Raw genomic sequence first — 17,953 nt, forward strand, 5'->3', positions numbered from 1 at the left:
GGTGGTCGGGACGCCCCGGGGAGGTGGGTGCGATGGCCGGCCGAGTCGGGTGGAGGGCGTTGCGGGCGGTCCTGGCGGGGGCCGTCCTGCTGACGGTGTCCCTTCTGGTCGCCGGTTGCACCCCGGGTCCGCTCGAAGTGGGAACGGGCGCGTCAACGCCTGCCCGGACTGCCGCGCCCGCGGGCGGAGCGCCCACGGGCGGAGCCGGTGAAGCCGGTTCGTCCCAACCCGGACTCCTCATGCCGCTTCCGGACGCCTGGTACAGCGCAGGGGGGCTTTCCCTGCGCGTCGACGGCATCAGCCTGGACGGCGGCCGGGTGCTGGTGGATGTCACGGTGAAGAACACAGCCGACGGCCAGCGGTTGCTGCTGCTGGGCGGTTGCGGCCCTTCCCAGGGGGCGGTGCTCACCCCGAGCCGGCGGTACGAGCTCTATTACCGCACCAGCAACGGCGACGACCTCACCCGCGGCATCCCGCCGGGCGCCACCCGGCAGGCGCGGGTGGTGCTGGCTTTCCGCACGGGGCTCGAGCCCGACCTGGCCCAAGTGAGCGGCCTCGAGTTCCACCCCGGCTACGTCCTCGACCCTCAGGCGGGGAAGTTGAGCTACCTGGAGGTCCGCATTCCCGCTGCCCACTGATCCGCGTTCCCCCGCCCCGCCGCCTTGAGCTGCGCCAACCTGTCTCTTCAGCAGGACCTGCCGGGCTTGCCCGGGCCAGCGCCCGGCCCCTGCCCGGGCCGGGCAGTCCGCTACCCGCCGCCAGCTGGCAAGAGGATCCCCACCGCGATCATGCGCGGCGGATGACGCTAAGCGCCTGCGGTCATGCCGACCGGCCCCGGCCTGCCGTGGCCGGCGGGCCGTGGGGCGCTTTCGGTGCTTCCCGTGCGGTTGACAGTGGCGCCGGCCCGCGGGTAACCTTAGACCAGAACCAAATAAGGATAGATTCGCAAAAACATCCCCCTGGACGGTTGGTCCGCCATCGCCCACGGGGCCACGCCCGGAGGTGAGCTGGGTGGCCAAGGAACTGGTCGAACTGGGCCAGGAGTACAAGTACGGTTTCCGCGACCCCGAGAACTACGTGTTCAAGTCCCCCAAGGGCTTGACCCGGGAGATCGTCGAAAGCATCTCCCACTACAAGAACGAGCCGGACTGGATGCGTCAGATCCGGCTGCATGCCTTCGAGGTCTTTGAGAAGAAGCCCATGCCCACGTGGGGTCCCGACCTGTCGGGCCTGCGCTTCGAGGACATCCACTACTACATCAAGCCCGCCGAGCGCCAGGGGCGCAGCTGGGACGAGGTGCCGGAGTACATCAAGCGCACCTTCGACCGGCTGGGCATCCCCGAGGCGGAGCGCAAGTTCCTCGCCGGCGTCAGCGCCCAGTACGAGTCGGAGGTCGTCTACCACAGCATCCGGGAAGACCTGGAGAAGCAGGGCGTGATCTTCTGCGACACCGACACCGCGGTCAAGGAGTACCCCGACCTGGTGCGGGAGTACTTCGGCACGGTGGTGCCGGCGGAAGACAACAAGTTCGCCGCCCTGAACACCGCGGTGTGGTCCGGCGGCAGCTTCATCTACGTGCCGCCGGGCGTGCGGGTCGACATCCCGCTGCAGGCGTATTTCCGCATCAACGCCCAGAACATGGGCCAGTTCGAGCGGACCCTGATCATCGTGGACGAGGGGGCCTTCGTCCACTACGTGGAGGGCTGCACGGCGCCCATCTACTCCACCGACTCGCTGCACTCCGCGGTGGTGGAGATCATCGTCAAGAAGGGCGGCCGCTGCCGTTACACCACCATCCAGAACTGGTCCCACAACGTCTACAACCTGGTGACCAAGCGGGCCGTCGCCTATGAAGAGGCCACCATGGAGTGGGTCGACGGCAATATCGGCTCCAAGGTCACCATGAAGTACCCCAGCGTGTACCTGCTGGGCCGCGGCGCCAAGGCCGACATCCTGTCCATCGCCTTCGCCGGCCGGGGGCAGCACCAGGATGCCGGCAGCAAGGTGATCCACGCGGCTCCCGATACCTCGTCCACCGTGGTGTCCAAGGGCATCTGCAAGGACGGCGGCATCCAGAGCTACCGCGGCCTGGTCCAGGTGCACGAGGGGGCCGAGCGGGCCAAGGTCAACGTCCAGTGCGACGCGCTGATCCTGGACCCGTACTCCCGGACGGACACCTTCCCCTACATCGAGATCAACGAGGACAACGTCACCATCCAGCACGAGGCGACGGTGTCCAAGGTCAGCGAGGAGCAGCTCTTCTACCTGATGAGCCGCGGCATCGACGAGCAGACGGCGACCACCATGATCGTCAGCGGCTTCATCGAGCCCTTCACCAAGGAGCTGCCGATGGAGTACGCCATCGAGATGAACCGCCTGATCCAGCTGGAGATGGAAGGCTCCGTCGGCTGATGGGGTTCCTGGGGCCGGCGGCTGCGTCCGGTCGACCGGGCCTGCAGGTCCGGCCGGCCGCCGTCCGCTCCGCCACCGGTCCCACCGGGGCGGCCGGGCGTGACCGGGCGCCCCTGGGAAGCGGTGGTCGGCTGGGCAAGCCGGGAGGCCGGTCCCCGGGACGGGCGGCGCCCGCCGCTTGCGCCAGAGGTCCCGCTGCGCCGGGCGGCCTGCATTGTGCCGGGCGGCCGCATGGAAGGCGGCGCGGGGCGGCGCGCTGGGCGGCAGCGAGGCTCTCAACGAACCGGCAAGGCCGGTGGCCCTCGGGCCACCGGCCTTCGCGTGGAGGAGGGTTGATCCATGGCCTGGAGGCAGGTGGCGACCCGGGATCAGGTCCCGGCGGGAACGGGGCTGAAGGTGGAGATCGACGGCCATCCTGTGGCTGTCTGGCATACCGCCAGCGGCGAGTTCTTCGTTACCGATGATACGTGCACCCATGCCCAGGCGTCCCTGAGCGAGGGGGGCCTGCAGGGCTACGTGTGCATCTGCCCGCGCCACGGGGCCCGTTTCGACGTGCGGACGGGGGCCGTGAGAGCCCTGCCGGCGGTGGTGCCCTTGCGCACCTATCCCGTGCGGGTCGACGGCGATGCCATCCTGATCGATTGGAAGGACTGATCCGCTGCGGGGAGGGTGGATCCGCTGCGCGGCCGGGCCGCCGGGGGCTGCGGGCTGGGGCGGTCCGGCCGCCGGCCCGGCTGGCGTGGCGGCTGTAGGCGGCAAAACTCCTGCCGCCGGTTCGGGAAGGGGGTTGCACCTGTGGGCGGAACGGCCACCACCTCGCAGGGCGCCGGCACGGGCCCGGGCGCCGGGGGCCCCGGAGGGCGGCCGGGGGCAGGGCCGCTCCAGGCGGGCCGGTTCGTCCAGGTGGCCTTCCTGGCCGCGGGAGCGACCCTGTTCAGCCTGGGGATCAACGGCTTTCTGGTGCCGGCGCGGCTGGGCGAGGGCGGCCTCAGCGGCGTCTCCTTGCTGCTGCACTACGCCACGGGCCTGCCCGTTTCGCTGCTCTACCTGCTGCTCAACATCCCCCTGTTCGTTTTCGGCTGGTGGGCCATCGGCCGGGGGTTCATCCTGCGGACGGGCCTGGCCACCCTGCTGGTCACCCTGGCCCTGCGGCTGACGGAGGGCGTGGCCTTCCGGGTGGACGAGCCCCTGCTGGCCAGCCTGTACGGCGGCGCCTTCATCGGCTCGGGCATCGGGCTCCTGTTCCGGGCCGGCGCCAGCAGCGGCGGGATCGACATCGTCGCCCGGTTCCTCAAGGAGCGGTACGGGATCGGCATCGCCGAGACCTTCCTGGTGGCCGACAGCCTGGTGCTGGCAGCCTTCGCCCTGACCCTAGGGGCCGACACCGCCCTCTACTCCATCCTGGTGACCTTCCTGGGCGGCCGGGTGGCCGACGTGGTGCAGGAAGGACCCTTGCGGGCCAAGAGCGCCTGGATCGTCACCAGCCGGCCCCGGGAGATCGCCCGGGTGGTAACCGTCCAGCTGGGGCGCGGGGCCACCATCCTGCGGGCAACGGGCGCCTGGACGGGCGAAGAGCGGGCGGTGGTGCTGGTCGTCCTCAACCGCCGGGAGCTGGCCCGGCTCAAGCAGCTGATCCGCGAGATGGACCCCCAGGCCTTCGTGGCGGTGACCGATGCGGCGGAGGTGCTGGGCGAGGGGTTCCCGGCCGCCTGGTCCTGACAGGGTGCGAACGGGTGCGCGGCGTGGCGCGCTGTTGCCCCGGGAAGCCGCCGTTCCGCAGGGAAAACGCGTTTCCACAGTCTTGGCACGGCCCGTCCTTATTCACCTAAGATGACGAAATCATTTCAAAAATGTTAAACTCCCCATATGAACACCTCTGGAGGGTCGTCGCCCGGCCGGGTCCGGCAGGGCACGCCGGGTATGGGCGCGCCGGCCGTGGAAGCTCCGGCCCCGGCCCCAGATCCGGCCGGAAGCCACGGCGGAAGCCATGGCGGGCCCCACAATCCCGCCCGGCCGGAGGGGCCCGGGCGGGGCCGCCGCCTGCCGCCGGGCCTGCGCCTGCGGGCGGCGGGCGCCGTGCTGCTCGCCCTTCTGGTAGTAGGTCCCTTCTGGCGGCAGGCGGCGGGGGCAGCCGCCGGGGCGTGGGGCCCAGCCACCGGCATCCTGGCCGGCGGGGCCGGCCAGGATGCCGGTGGCGCAGCCGGCGCCGACCGGCCGGCCGGCGGGCTGCTGGCGGGCGCCCCGGCCGGCCGGGGTCCGGGCGGGCCCGGCGCTGGCGCGGGCAGCCAGGGGCTTGCCGCACCCCCCGCCGCGCCGCCGCCGGGGGGCGGCGGCGCGGCCAGCGCCCCCCCCCGCTCGCCCAGCCCCCGCCCGCCCACCGCCCGCCCCCCCTCCATCCGGCCCGGGGGGGCACCGGCCCGCGCGACGCCTTCGCCCGAGCCGTGCAGCAGCTGCTCTACCGACTCGAGCGGCTCGATCCGGCCCGCCTGGAGGGGGATCCCGCGGCCCTCGAGCTGGAACTGGCCACCCCCGAGATGCCGTTCGTCAACGTGCTGGTGCCGCGCCCGGTGCCGGCCGCGGCCCCGGTCAAGGTTCCGGGGCGGGTGGCCGCGGCGGGTTCCTTGAGCGGTGAGCCGCCTGGCGCCGCGCCATCGGGCGCCGGTTCCGGCGGGCCGGGTTCCGCCGGTGGGAGCCCGGGTGGCAGCGGGATCCCGGGCGCCGGCGGGACGGCCCCCGGCGATGGCGGCGACGCGGCGGGAGGGGCCACAACCGGCGGCCTCCGCCCGGGTGCGGCCGTCCTGCTGATCGCCTTCGGGCCCCGCTTTCCCGAAACGGTGGCGCATGTGATCGCCACGTGGACGGACCAGGGCAGGGTCCACGTCCAGGTCCTGGACGAGCGAGAGCGGGCCGCTCTCGCTGGCCTGCCACCCGCCGGGTCGGGGGCGGGCGGTGCGGCCGCGGTCGAACCGGGCGGGCAGGCACCTGCTCCGGGCGGGCCGGCTGCCCCTGACCCTGGGACGCGGGGGCAGGCTCCCTCGATCTCCCGGCCGGGCGGGGCGGCACAGGGTGCCGGGATGGGCGGCCCGCCACCCGGCCCGGCACAGGACGAAGGGCGGGTGCCGCCCGAGCCGCCGGTGTCCTGGAGGGATCCGGCCCCCGGGTCGGCCCCGCCGGCTCCCCTTGCCCCTGGTTCCGCGGGCCAAGGTTTTGGAGGGTGGGCAGCGACCGGCACCGGCCAGCAGCCAGGGCCGGGATCCGGTGGGCCAGCGGCACCCGAGCCCACCCCGTGGCAGGCATCGCCCGCCGGAGGGGGGTGGGGACTGGCCGCCCTCTTCCGGGACGGGTGGGTTCTTCCCGGGGTTGACGGGCGGCCCCGGCTGGTGGTGGTGACGGAGCATCACCTGGGGGGCCGGGACCCGTCGCTGCGCGTGACGCTGCTGGAACCATGGGGTGACCAGTGGGTGCCCGTGGGGTTCCTGGGATGGCCTGAACCGCCGGCGGCGTCGGCCGTGCCCCGGGGTGTGGTGCCCGGCGGCTCGTTGGTCTTCGGGAGGCCGTCCGGCGGCGGGCCGCAAAACGGGTGGAGCCTCTTGGGGGGCAGCCCGGGGCCCAAGTCCCCCGGCCGCCCGCAGTCCGGGGTCGGGCCGGAAGACGGCGCCGGGATCGTCATCCGGCAGGTCCGCATGGCCCCTGACGGCAGCGGGCTCGATCTCGCCCTGAGTACCGGCGGCAGCCCCGTGCTGGTCACCCGGGACGGCCCGGCCCCCGGCCTGTGGGAGCAGCGCTGGATCTGGACGGGGGACACCTACCGGCTGGCATGGAGCCGCCCGGTGGACCGGGCCTTGAGCGTGCTGGAAGCCTTCATTACCCTGGTAAGCCGGGGGCGGTGGGCCGAGGCCGCCGCCCTGGTGCGGCAGCAGGATGCCGCGGTGGCCGGTGCCGGCCGGGACCTGCTGGTCCAGCGGCCCCTGGGTCAGGGCTGGCGGGTGGAGGCGGTCGGGGGCAACTACGAGCGCGGCCCCCTGGTGGTCACCCGCAGCGACGGCGTGCGCATCACGGTGACTTTCACGGAAGAACCGGGCCCCGGCGGGCGGCTCGCGGTGCGCATCGCCGGGGTGGTGGCCCGGAGTCCCCAGCAGGCCGGCCCATAAGGGGCATCCGGCCGGGCAGGGTGGCCGGGTCCAGCCGCCCTGCCCGCCGCCGGGCCCGGAACGCCGCCGCGCCGCCGCGGAGGAGCGGGTGCGGACCCGCCGGCGGCGCACCAGCCAACTGCGAACCAAGGAGGCCCGCCCGTGGACATCGGTCTGATCGGCCTTCCCCAGGTGGGGAAGTCGTTGCTTTTCCGGCTGCTGGCCGGCGAGGGCCGGGGGGGTCCCGGCCAGGCGACGGTGGGCATGGCGTCCGTTCCCGACCCGCGCCTGGACCGCCTGGCAGCCCTCTACAAGCCCCGGAAGGTGACCCCCGCCGCCTTGCGGGTGACCGACATCCCCGGCGCCGTGCCGGGCGAGGACCGGGCGCGGTGGAACCGGTTCCTGGAAGCTGTGCGAGGGGCGGACGTGCTGGTCCACGTGATCCGCGCCTTCGGCGGCGGCTCCCTGCCTCACGTGCTGGGCGAGGTGGACCCCCTGCGGGATGCCCGCCTGATCCGCGACGAGCTGATCCTCACCGACCTGGCGACGGTGGAGAGCGCCCGCCAGCGGCTGGAGGCCACGCCGCCCCGCAAGCGCCGGCCCGACGACCAGGCCCTGCTGGAGCGGCTCCCGGAGATGCAGGCCTTGCTCGAACAGGAGCGGCCCCTGCGGGAGCTCTCCTGGACCGATGAGGACCTGCGCCTGGTCAAGGGCTTCGGCCTGCTCACCCTCAAACCCTTGGTGCTGGCCGTCAACGTGGACGAGGGCCAGCTGCAGCAGGGGACCTTCCCGGGCGAGGAAGCCCTGCGCCAGGCGGCCGCCCAGTGGGGCGAGCCCCTCATCACCTTCTGCGGTCCCGTGGAAGCCGAGATCGCCGAGCTGCCCGCCGGCGAGCGGGAGGCCTTCATGGGCGAGTACGGCATCGGCGAGCCGGGCGTGGCGCGCCTGGCCCGGGCGGCCTATGAGGCCAGCGGGCTGATCAGCTTCTTCACCGCCGGGGAGGAGGAGGTCCGGGCCTGGCCCATCCGCCGCGGGCTGACGGCCAAGCAGGCGGCCGGCAAGATCCACTCCGACATCGAGCGGGGTTTCATCCGGGCGGAGGTGGTCGCCTACGAAGACCTGATCCGCCTGGGATCCATGGCCGCCGTGCGGGAGGCGGGTCTGCTGCGCCTGGAGGGCCGGGACTACGTGGTCCAGGACGGTGACGTGATCCTGTTCCGGTTCAACGTCTGAGCGGGGGAATGGGGATGCGGGGCATCGTCACCTACGACCGGCGGGACCTACGGGTGCTGCGGGACATGGGGTTCCTGCCCGGCGGCGAGCGGATGGGGGCGGGGGAGGCGGGCGCCCGAAACCTGCCCTTTCCCCTCCACGTGTTCTACGAGATCAAAAGCGTGCTGGGCCGGGTCGAGCCGCCCCTCCCCGGGGCCCACAACATGATCAGCTGCTTTGGAGACAACCGGGCGGTGGAGGCCGACCCCGGCCTGGCGGCCGTTGGTCCCGACGGCCTGCGGGCGGTGCGGGGGACCCCCTACTTCGACTGGGACTGGGTTTGCCCCAGCGAACCGGCCTACCGCCGGCGGCTGCTGGAGCTGGTGGAGCGAGCCGCGGCGGAGGGCATCGCGGGCCTGCGGCTGGACACGGTGAGCTTTCCCCGCGAAGGGTTTTGCCGCTGCCCCCGTTGCCGGGCGGCCCAGGCGGCCTCGGGGCTGGGTGAAGAGGAGTGGCGAGCGGCCACCATTGCCGGGTTCGTCCGGGAGGCCCTGGCCCGGGCGGGGGCAGGGCGGCCGCCGGCACCGCCCTCTGACCCGGGCGCGGGGTCCGGCCCGCGCCCCGGCCCGCGTCGAGGCCACCGGGACCGGCTGGACCCGGGGCAGGCGGCAGGGGACGGTTCCGCTTCCGCTGCGGGCGGGATCCTGCCGGGTCCGGCAGGCCGCCATGGCGGAACCCGGCCGGCGTCCTCACGGCCCCTGCTCTCGCTGACCCTCTACCCGGATCCCTACGGCGATCACCAGTTCCGGCGCTTCGGCGTGGACGTGGCCCAGCTGGCCCCGCTGGTCGACTTCTTCGTAGTGCCTATCTATGATCTCCACTACAGCACGACGTACTGGGTAGAAACCCTGGCCTGGGGTTTCCGTGACCTTCTGGGCGACACGCCCTTTGTGGTCGAGCTGTACGCGCTCAACGTGGACCGCAAGGCCCTGCTCAAGGCGGCTCGGGTGGCCGATGCCTACGCCGACGGCATCCTCCTGGCCTACGAGCGCGCCCCCGAGGCCCTGGCCGTGCTGGAGGAACTGGGCCCCACGCCGGCCCGCAGCCGCCTCGCCTGAGCACCGGGCGCCGCCGGTGGTGTCCCCGCTCCGGGCCGCCATCCTGCGCCGCCATGCCGAACGGCGGCGATCCACGATGAGGGGGCGGCGCCTCCCTTACCGGGTCGACGTCGCCACCAGACTTCCCGCCGCCGGACGCGCCGCCTCACCCGGCGCAGGGCCAGCCCCCGTCCCGTCGGCGCCGTCCGGACCGGCGTCTCCCGATTCCAGGCGGCGCAGGGCGCGGCTTCCCCAGAAGAGGGCGGCCAGCAGCAGCACCTCCACCGCGGCGTAGGGCAGCTGGGGATGGAGGCTGAACAAGAATCCCGCCAGCAGCGGGCCCGCCATCCGGCCGATGCTCTCGAAGGAGGCCTGGATCCCCAGGGCGGTCCCCTGGCCCAGCCGGGTCCGGCGCGAGACCAGGGTGGTCAAGGGCGGGCGAATCAAGGCCAGGGCCACACCCCACACCGCCACGGCCGCGCAGGCCTGCCAGACCCGCCCCGCCAGAAGCAGCAGGACGAAGGCCACAGCACCGGCCAGAAACCCCGCACTGGAGGTCCGCGTCTCGCCCCAGCGCTCCATGGCCCGGCCCACCACGGTGAACTGGATGACGGCCGAGGCGATGCCCATCACCGAGAAGGCCAGCTGGTTGGCCGATTCCGGAGCGCCCATCCGTTCCATCAGGTAATACCCCAGCATGGAGAAGACGCTGGAACCGGCCATGGCGGCCACCAGGACCAGCCAGTAGCACGGCGCCTCGGCGCTGGCGACGGCCAGCCGCAGGGACCGGGTGAGGGGCGGGCGCCGGCCGGCGGTCGCGGCCCGGGGCCGGGGCGCGGGCAGCACGGCGATGGCCAGCAGGGCGGTCAGCAGGATGGCAATGCCCCCCGTCAGAGCCAGGCCGGAAAAGCCGTAACCCAGCGACGTGATGGGCACCCCCAGAAGCGGGCCCAAGACGAAGCCCAGGTTGCTGGACCCACCCATCAGGGCCAGGGAGCTGCCGCGGCGTTCGGGTGGCGTCAGGTCGGCCACCAGGGCCTGAGCAGATGGGAAGGTGGATGACGACAGCATGCCGCCCAGGAAGCGTACCAGGATCAGTACCGCCACCGAGTGGACGAAGGCCATGGCGATGAAGGACAGGCCGAAGCCGGTCATGCCCAGGATCAGCACGGGCTTGCGCCCGATCCGGTCCGAGAGCGACCCCCACACCGGGGCAAACAGGAACTGGGCCAGGGCGTACAGGGAGACCATAAGGCCCATCTCCAGGCTGCTGGCGCCCAGATCCTGCGCAAAATAGGGCAGCACCGGCAGGACGATGCCGAAACCGGCCACCGTCAAAAACATGGTGAGCAGCAGGATGAAGAAGCCGTGGCGGGAGAGCTGTTCCTCCGCGGCCGGGCCGCCGCCGGCCGCCCCTTCCTCCGTGCGGGGGATCTCCCGCTGCGGCCGGGCCGTACCCGTTCGGGGCCGACCCGTCCCCAAGGCGGGCCCCGCCGGCCGGCCCCGAACGGCCACAGGCTCCCCCTGCGACCTCCCGTTGCCCGATGGGGGGCATCCGCCGGGGACACCCGGGGCAGGGGCATGGCCGGCACCGGGACCGGCCGGCGGGGGTGTTCGATCCGGCATGGGTCAACCTCCAGAGCTCGCGGCAGGCTCCACCGGACAAATATTTCGGTACTCAAACTATTTTAGCCGCGAAGGCTCCGCGGACCAAGAGGCCGGTCCGAACCACCCCTCCAGCCGCTCCCGTTCGAAGGCCAGCTTCTGGTCCAGAAATTCCCGGGAGGGCGAGGCCACTTCCACCCGCGGTGCAGGCCGGGCCAGGAACTCGCCGCGCACCAGGGTGGCTAGACCGCCGCCTAGCTCCAGGAAGCAGTAGCCCTCGCCCCGGTACGGTTCCGGCGGCCGGCTGCCCGTCAGGGCCGCCGCGATGTGGGCCGCCGCCACCACGGCCTCTCCCTCGGCGAAGACGCCCGCCTTGGGCAGGGGCTGGCCGTTGGCCATGGCGATCTGGGTGCAGTCGCCGATGGCATACACCCGGGGGAACCGGGTTTGCAGGGTGGCGGGGTCGACGGCGATCCATCCGCCCCCCGGTGCCAGCCCGGCGGTCACGGCCACGTCGGGGATCCGGTGGGGAGGCACGGCCAGCAGCAGGTCGTAGGGCTCGGTCTCGCCCCCTTCGCCCACCAGGCGGCCCGGTTCGACCCGGACGAACCGGCGGTTCGGGTGGAAGTCGATCTGCCGCAGGGCCAGGCTGGACTCGATGGCCTGGCAGCCGGCAGGGCCCGCCACGGGCAGGGAGCCGGCCTGGGGCGTGAACACGGCGATGGAGAAGTTCGGCCGGCCGGCGGGCGGCTGGCCCTGGAGGCCGCGGCCGCGGAGGGCCTCGTCGACCAGAAGGGCCGCCTCGTAGGGAGCCGGCGGGCACTTGTAGGGCACTCCCAGGATGGCCACCACCACCCGCCCACCGGTCATGGTGGCCAGCCGGCGGCCGGCGGCCAGGGCGCCCTCCGGATCATAGAGGTTGAAGGCGCCGGGTGCCTCGAGCAGCCCTGGCACCAGGTCCGGCCGGGGCTGGGCGCCCAGGGCGACCACCAGGTAGTCCCACTCCAGCCGGCGGCGGTCCCCGGACCCCGGCCCGCCCGCCGGTTCCACCTCCACCCAGCGCTCCTCGGGGGCGATGGCCGTGATGCGGGCCTGCAGGTAGCGGACGCCCCGGTCGTTGAGGGCATGCTTGGAGCGGGTGGCCTCGTCGAGCCGGGTCTTGCCCACCAGCAGCCAGGTCTTGCGGAACCCCAGCCGGAAGGTGGGGTTGGGGTCGACCAGGACCACCTCATCCGCAGGGTCCAGGCGGCGGCGCAGTTCCAAGGCCGCCTTGATGCCGCCCCAGCCGCCGCCGGCGATCAGCACGCGCCGGATGGCCACCGTGATCACCCCCGTCACAGCGGCAGCCGGGTCCGGTCACGGGCTCCCGGCCGCGGGCTCCTCCTCTCGGCCTCACCTACAGGGTGCAAAAGGGCCGGTGCTAATGGGCTGGTTCGACGCCCACCCCGGCCAGAAAGGCCCGTAGGCGCCGGCGCACCGCGTCGCCATCGGGCAGGGTGACCAGCTCTTCCGCCAGAAGCCGGGCGTCGGCATAGCGCACGGCCCGGATCACCTGCTTGACCTCCGGCAGGGCGCGGGCGTGCATGCTGAGCTCGGTCATGCCGGCGCCCAGCAGGAAGGGCGCCGCCAGGGGCTCGCCGCCCAGCTCGCCGCACACGCCGGCCCAGATGCCCGCCTCTTCGGCGGCGCGGCCCACCTCCAGGATCAGGCGCAGCACCGCCGGGTGGAGGGGATCGTACAGGCCGGCGACCTGCCGGCTGGTCCGGTCGACGGCCAGGGTGTACTGGGTGAGGTCGTTGGTGCCGATGGAGAAGAAGTCCACGGCGCCGGCCAGGGTCCGGGCCGCCAGGGCGGCCGCCGGCACCTCGATCATGATCCCCACTTCCACCGGGCCGTGGGCGATCCCTTCCCGCTCCAGGCTTGCCGCCGCCTCCTGGACCGCCTGGCGCAGGCGCCGGACCTCCTCCAGGGTGGTCACCATGGGGAACATCACGCTGACCGGCCCCTCGGCGGCCGCCCGCAGCGCGGCCCGCAACTGGGCCTGCAGCAGGTCCGGCCGTTCCAGCCCCAGCCGTGCCCCGCGCCAGCCCAGGGCCGGGTTCATCTCCTCGGGCCAGTTAATGAAGGGCAGTCGCTTGTCGGCGCCCACGTCCAAGGTGCGCAGCACCAGGCGGCGCCCCCCAAGGGCCCGCACCGCGGCCACGTAGGCCTGCCATTGCTCCTCCTCTCCCGGCGGCTCGGACCGGTCGAGGAACAGGAACTCGGTGCGGAAGAGGCCCACGCCCTCCGGGCCGAAGGGCTCCGCTGCGGCAATGTCCTCGGGCCTGCCGATGTTGACGGCCAGCTCCACCCGCCGGCCGTCGGGGGTGACGGCCGGCAGGTCCCGCAGGGCGGCCAGGGTCCGGGCCCGCCGGGCCTGCTCGGCCAGGGCCTGTTCGACCGCCTGGCGGCGCTGGGGGCTGGGGTCGAGGACGACCCGGCCCGCCGTGCCGTCGACCACCACCGGCTGGCCGGGCCGAACCGCCGCCATGGCTCCGGCTGCGCCGGCCACCGCCGGCACCCCGGCGCCCCGGGCCAGGATCGCCACGTGGGAGGTGGCACCGCCGGCTTCCGTGACGAGCCCCAGCACCTTTTCCCGGGGCCAGCGGGCGGTGTCCGACGGCGCCAGGTCGTGGGCCACGATGACGCTGGGTTCGTCCGGCGTCAGATCCAGGGAAGCGCCCAGCAAGGCAGCCAGAAGCTGGCGCCCCACATCCCGGATGTCGGCGGCCCGGCCCCGCAGGTACTCGTCGTCGAGCTGCTCCAGCATGCGGGCGAAATCCTCGGTGGCGCGGGCCACGGCTGCTTCCGCCGTGCTGCCGCCGGCGATGGCCTGGCGTACCTGGCCGTCCAGTTCGGGGTCGTCGACCAGCAGCTGGTGGGCGGCGAAGATGGCCGCCTCGTCCTCCCCCGCCTGCTCCCGCGCCCGGGCGGCCAGCCGGTCCAGGCGCTCCCGCACCTGGCGCCGGGCCGCTTCCCACCGGGCCGTTTCCGCCTGCGGGTCGACGGGGCCCGCCGGCGGCGGCACCGTCAGGTCGGGCGGCCGGTAGACCCAGGCCGGACCCAGCGCCAGCCCGGGCGCGGCGGCAATGCCCTCGATCACCCGCTCGCCCGGCGCCGGCCCACCGCCCGCCACGGCTCCCGCCGCCTGCGGGCCTTCACCGGGCGCCGCCGGGCCCGGCGTGGCCAGGCCGGGCGCGCCAGGGGGTTGGGGGGTAGCCGGTGTGGCCCGTTCGTCCTGCACGGGATCACGACCCTTCGCCGAAGTTGGTTTCCACCAGTTCCTTCAGGGCCGCCAGGGCGTCGGCCGCGTCCTCGCCCTCCGCCCGCAGGGTCAGGGTGGTGCCCTGGCGTGCCCCCAGGCTCAGAATGGCCATCATGCTCTTGGCGTTCACGGTCTTGCCGTTGGCCGTGACCTCGATCCGGCTGCGGAAGCGGCTGGCGGTCTGCACGAAAAGGGCTGCTGGACGGGCGTGCAGGCCCGTGGGATGCTGGATGGTGACGGTGACCTCCGCCATGGGAAACCCCTTTCCGAGGGCGGGGCCGCGGGCTGGACACCCTAACCCCTGAGGAGGGACTGCTGTGGTCGACCCGGCGCGGGGCCCGGCCGGGGCCTCCCGTAACGGCCCACCCCATGTGGTGATCCTGGGTGCGGGTTACGCCGGATTCGCCGTGGCCCGCGGGTTGCGGGCGGCCCCGGCGAGGGTAACCCTGGTCAACCCCTATCCGTATCACTACTTTACAACACTGCTGCACGAGCCTGTGGCGCGCCCGCGCCTGCGGGAGCGCATCGCCCTGCCCCTGGCACCTTACCTGCCCCCCAACGTGGCCCTGTGGCTGGGCCGGGCGGTCGCCGTCGATCCCGGGCGGCGGGTGGTGGATGTGGAAGACCGGGCCACCGGCGCCGTCCGCCGCCTGGAGGCCGACCTGCTGGTGGTGGCCGTGGGCAGCGAGCCTCTCTTCTTCGGCATCGCCGGGCTGGAGGAACGCGCCTTGACGGTGCGCGACCTGTCTTCGGGCCCGGTCATCCGCAGCACGGTGGAGCAGCGCCTGGCGCGTTACGCCGCGGGTGATCTGGGCCCCGAAGGCCGGCGCATCGTCATCGGCGGGGGCGGCTACACCGGGGTCGAACTGGCTGCCGAGCTGGCCGAGGCGAGGGTCGACCTGGCCCGGGAGACGGGGGTGGCGCCGGGCGCCATCGAGATCTTCCTGGTGGAGGCGGCCCCGTCGTTGCTGCCGGGGTTCGACCCGCCCCTGGTCCGCTACGTCACCCGCTTTCTGGAGAAGGCCGGGGTGCGGGTGATCACCGGCACGCCCATCCGGGAGGTCACCCCGCGCCACGTGGTGCTGGCCGACGGTCGGCGGCTGGAAGCGGGCACGGTGATCTGGACGGGAGGTGTTCGCGCCCACCGCCTGGTGGAACAGGCGGGCTTTGAGGTGGACCGGCGGGGCCGCGCGCTGGTGGGGCCGGACTTGCAGGCCCGCGGCTTCGCCGGCGTCTACCTGGCGGGAGACGCGGCGGCGTTCCCCGGCGAGGACGGGCGGCCCCTCCCGCCCACGGCCCAGGTGGCCCTGCAGCAGGGCGAGTATCTGGGGCGCGCGCTGGCGCGCCGCCTGCGCGGGCAGCCCGTGGAGCCCTTCACGCCCCACCTGCTGGGGACCGTGATCAGCCTGGGCCGCCGGGACGGGGTGGGTCTCTTGCGCAACGGGTACCGGGTCACGGGCCATGCAGCGCGGGTGCTGAAATCGGCCACCCTCTGGCGGTACCTGTACCGGATCGGGGGCGCCTCCCTGGTGGCGCGGGTGCTGGGCGGCATGCCGCTGCATCCCCTGGCGGGCACCCGCCGGTGACGTGCGGCCGCCGGCCCGCGGGGGCGGGAGCCCTTGGGGACGGCCACCCAGGGCGCAGCCGCTGGCGGGAGAGGGCCGCCGGTGAGGCCGGTGCGGTGGGCGGGGACCAGAAACGCGGGGACCAAAAAAATGTGTAGTGCGCGGGCCGCGGGTGTGGTAAACTACGACCAGTTAGCCGTTCGGTAGGCCGGTCACGACGATCGGGCTTCACCGTCGCGACCTGGGCCGGCGCGCGGGGCAGTGGGGGCCGGCACCCACTGGCCGGTAGCGGGGTCCTGGGAGCAATCCCGGCTAGCGAGTCTCACATCAGTACGGAGGTATCCGCGGTTTGACCGGGACAGTCAAGTGGTTCAATGCGGAGAAGGGTTACGGGTTCATCACCCGCGATGACGGCCAGGGCGACGTGTTCGTCCACTTCTCCGCGATCGTCGGAGCCGGTTACCGGACGCTGGAGGAGGGCCAGAAGGTCACCTTCGACGTGGTCGAGGGTGAGAAGGGCCCCAAGGCGCAGAACGTCATCGTTCTGTAAGCTCCTGCACCGGAAAGCAGCGGGCGCCGCACCATGGTGCGGCGCCCTTTCTTTTTGGCAGCTTAGACAGGGGCGAGCTGGCACGCTGGGCGGGCACCTTGGGGGACGCGGGGGTGATAGGCCATGGACGCCGGGCCGGCGGCGGGCCGCCGCCAGGCCGTGAGAGGACGGCCGCTTCCTGCCGGGACGGGGCGCGGGGCTACGCCCCCTGGCATGGGCGGGGCGGCCGTGAACCGGCCCCTGCCGGAGGAACCCAGGGGACAGCGGGCCGCCCGGAGGCGCGGCTTTTGGGCGACCCTGCTGGCCCTGGCCCTGCTGGCCGCTGTGATGGGTGCGGGGCGGCCGGCCGGGGCCGCCACGGGCGGAACCGGCTGGTTCGACCGCTATCCCCTGCCGCCGGGGAGCAAACCCTGGGCCGTGACCGTGGCACCGGACGGAACGGTGTGGGTGACCCTGACCGGCTCCCGCCGGCTGGGTGGCCTGGACCCGGCCACCGGGCGCTGGCGCTTCGTGGCCATGCCACGGGAGGTGCGCCAGCCGGCGCGCCTGGCCGCCGCCCCGGACGGGTCCCTGTGGCTTACCGACAACGACTTCGGCCGAGATCCCGCGGCCACCGCCTGGCGGTTCGTCCCGAATGCGACAAGCGGGAGCGGCGGCCGCTGGCAGGCTTACCCCCTGCCCTTTGCCGGCGCGGCTGCGGTGCTGCCGGCCGGCGATGCCGTCTGGCTGCTGCAGTTTCAGGGCAACCGGCTGGGCCGCCTGGATCCCGCCACCGGCCGCGTCGAGGTGGTCCCCCTTCCTCTGCCGGACTACCCGTGGCCTTCCACCTGGGATCTGGCCCGGGACGAAGCCGGCCGCCTCTGGACCGTGAGCCCCCGTACCGGCACGGTGTACCGGTTCGACCCCCGGGACGGGACGTGGGCGACTTTTGCCCTTCCCCCCGACGTGGCGGGACCAGCCGGGGTGGCGGTGACGCCCGACGGGGAGGGCGTCTGGGTCACCGAGCACGGCGGCCGCACCATCGGCCGCCTCGACGTCACGACCCGGGCCTGGGTTCCCCTGCTCACGCCGCCGGCGCCCCCGGGCGAAGAGATCCAGGCCACCCGGCCCAACGACCTGGAGTGGGACGGGCAGGGGCGACTCTGGGCCGCCCTGCACACCGGCAACGCCCTGGCCCGCATCGACCCGGCCACCAGCACGATGGAGCTGTTCCAGCTGCCGGCCGCCGAGCCCCAGTCGTGGGTGCAGTGGCTCGCCCGCGGGCCGGACGGCGCCATCTGGTTTGCCGCTTACGGCCGGGATTACGTGGGCCGGGTTGACCCTCGCGCCTGGCCGGTGATCCAGCTGGCCGCTGGGGTGGAGGCGACCCATCTGGTGCCGGCCGGTACGGCGTCCGTCAACGCAACCCTGGTCCAGCCGGCCCGCGGCGAGACGGGCGGTCCCGCCTCCGGCCCCGTGACCTGGGAGGTGGCTGACCGGCCCCGGGGGTGGGAGACGGTGTGGGAAGAACGCGGCCCGGCGGCGGCCCGGCTGCGCTTGACCGTGCCCCGGGATGCGGAACCCGGCGTGTACCCCCTGGTGCTGGCGGCCCGGGTGGCGCCCGAGCGGGTGGTGACGCGGACGGTACGGGTGCAGGTGGTGCCACAGGCCGCTCTGCCCTGGCAGGCGCTGGCGGCCTTAGGCGCCATGGCGGGCGCGCTGGTGGTGGGGTGGCTGGGGGTGCTGGCTGGGATTCAGTCCCAGCGCCGGTCGAAACAGCCTCGCCCCTAGCGCCACCGGTGCCGTAGCCTCCCTCGCCGGCTCGATCGGGTGGGCCGCGGGGCGGGGCTGCCGGCCGGGGATTGCGGGCAGGGACTGCCGGGCGGGGACCGCGGGGTAGGGACCGCCGGACGGGCGGGATCGGTCATCCACCTGAGTCAATGCGGGCCATGGGATTCCCTCCCGATGGATGGCACCTTGGCCGTTGTGCTATGCCCGAGTTGGGGCGGCCCTGCCGGCTACCGCGGCGACCGGTACCGGGTCCGGGTCGCGGCCGGGCACGCGCCCCCTCGGGGAGTGGCGGCAAGATTCCGGCCGCC

The 17,953-nt window shown here is 73.7% G+C and carries 14 protein-coding genes; 10 read left to right on the forward strand and 4 right to left on the reverse strand.

Going from position 1 to position 17,953, the window contains the following annotated elements; all coding sequences use genetic code 11:
* Window positions 1–32: 32 nt before the first annotated feature.
* The 7 genes from THESUDRAFT_RS02335 (at window position 33) to THESUDRAFT_RS13805 (ending at window position 8,872) form a co-directional block, all read left to right on the forward strand.
* Window positions 33–638 carry a hypothetical protein gene (locus THESUDRAFT_RS02335; RefSeq protein ID WP_006903103.1) on the forward strand — a complete coding sequence of 202 codons (606 nt, stop codon included), beginning with the start codon at window positions 33–35 and terminating at the stop codon, window positions 636–638.
* Between the two features lie 373 nt (window positions 639–1,011).
* Window positions 1,012–2,412: a Fe-S cluster assembly protein SufB gene (gene sufB / locus THESUDRAFT_RS02340; RefSeq protein WP_006903104.1), complete on the forward strand. Its 1,401-nt coding sequence runs from the start codon at window positions 1,012–1,014 to the stop codon at window positions 2,410–2,412.
* Between the two features lie 339 nt (window positions 2,413–2,751).
* Window positions 2,752–3,066 carry a non-heme iron oxygenase ferredoxin subunit gene (locus THESUDRAFT_RS02345; protein WP_006903105.1) on the forward strand — a complete coding sequence of 105 codons (315 nt, stop codon included), beginning with the start codon at window positions 2,752–2,754 and terminating at the stop codon, window positions 3,064–3,066.
* Between the two features lie 141 nt (window positions 3,067–3,207).
* Window positions 3,208–4,131 (forward strand): YitT family protein, encoded by a 924-nt coding sequence (locus tag THESUDRAFT_RS02350; protein ID WP_006903106.1) that lies wholly within the window; start codon window positions 3,208–3,210, stop codon window positions 4,129–4,131.
* 722 nt (window positions 4,132–4,853) lie between these two features.
* Entirely contained in the window at window positions 4,854–6,563 is a 1,710-nt protein-coding gene (locus THESUDRAFT_RS02355; protein ID WP_040826184.1) for a hypothetical protein, read from the forward strand.
* Between the two features lie 141 nt (window positions 6,564–6,704).
* On the forward strand, window positions 6,705–7,775 hold the full coding sequence (gene ychF, locus THESUDRAFT_RS02360) for a redox-regulated ATPase YchF (protein WP_006903108.1): 1,071 nt from the start codon (window positions 6,705–6,707) through the stop codon (window positions 7,773–7,775).
* 14 nt (window positions 7,776–7,789) lie between these two features.
* Window positions 7,790–8,872, forward strand: coding sequence for a hypothetical protein (locus THESUDRAFT_RS13805; RefSeq protein ID WP_006903109.1), 1,083 nt, complete (start codon window positions 7,790–7,792; stop codon window positions 8,870–8,872).
* 96 nt (window positions 8,873–8,968) lie between these two features.
* On the opposite strand, the gene THESUDRAFT_RS02370 is transcribed toward THESUDRAFT_RS13805, so the two are convergent.
* The 4 genes from THESUDRAFT_RS02370 to THESUDRAFT_RS02385 form a co-directional block, all read right to left on the reverse strand.
* Complete coding sequence (locus THESUDRAFT_RS02370) at window positions 8,969–10,333, reverse strand: MFS transporter (protein ID WP_169328692.1); 1,365 nt, start codon at window positions 10,331–10,333, stop codon at window positions 8,969–8,971.
* A gap of 201 nt (window positions 10,334–10,534) precedes the next feature.
* The gene (locus THESUDRAFT_RS02375) at window positions 10,535–11,776 is read right to left on the reverse strand and encodes an NAD(P)/FAD-dependent oxidoreductase (protein ID WP_006903111.1); all 1,242 of its coding nucleotides are present in this window, start codon (window positions 11,774–11,776) and stop codon (window positions 10,535–10,537) included.
* A 100-nt stretch (window positions 11,777–11,876) separates the two neighbouring features.
* Window positions 11,877–13,631 (reverse strand): phosphoenolpyruvate--protein phosphotransferase, encoded by a 1,755-nt coding sequence (gene ptsP / locus THESUDRAFT_RS02380; protein ID WP_006903112.1) that lies wholly within the window; start codon window positions 13,629–13,631, stop codon window positions 11,877–11,879.
* A gap of 112 nt (window positions 13,632–13,743) precedes the next feature.
* Window positions 13,744–14,013 carry an HPr family phosphocarrier protein gene (locus THESUDRAFT_RS02385; RefSeq protein ID WP_006903113.1) on the reverse strand — a complete coding sequence of 90 codons (270 nt, stop codon included), beginning with the start codon at window positions 14,011–14,013 and terminating at the stop codon, window positions 13,744–13,746.
* 64 nt (window positions 14,014–14,077) lie between these two features.
* Between THESUDRAFT_RS02385 and THESUDRAFT_RS02390 the strand changes: the two genes are divergently transcribed.
* The 3 genes from THESUDRAFT_RS02390 to THESUDRAFT_RS02400 all read left to right on the forward strand — a co-directional run bounded on the left by THESUDRAFT_RS02390 (window position 14,078) and on the right by THESUDRAFT_RS02400 (window position 17,645).
* A complete protein-coding gene (locus tag THESUDRAFT_RS02390) occupies window positions 14,078–15,346 on the forward strand; it encodes an NAD(P)/FAD-dependent oxidoreductase (RefSeq protein ID WP_006903114.1) in 1,269 nt (422 codons plus the stop codon).
* 328 nt (window positions 15,347–15,674) lie between these two features.
* Window positions 15,675–15,875 (forward strand): cold-shock protein, encoded by a 201-nt coding sequence (locus tag THESUDRAFT_RS02395; protein WP_006903115.1) that lies wholly within the window; start codon window positions 15,675–15,677, stop codon window positions 15,873–15,875.
* A 228-nt stretch (window positions 15,876–16,103) separates the two neighbouring features.
* A complete protein-coding gene (locus THESUDRAFT_RS02400) occupies window positions 16,104–17,645 on the forward strand; it encodes an SMP-30/gluconolactonase/LRE family protein (protein WP_040826186.1) in 1,542 nt (513 codons plus the stop codon).
* Window positions 17,646–17,953: the final 308 nt, after the last annotated feature.

The organism is Thermaerobacter subterraneus DSM 13965 (assembly GCF_000183545.2).
GTDB classification, from domain to species: Bacteria; Bacillota; Sulfobacillia; order Thermaerobacterales; family Thermaerobacteraceae; genus Thermaerobacter; species Thermaerobacter subterraneus.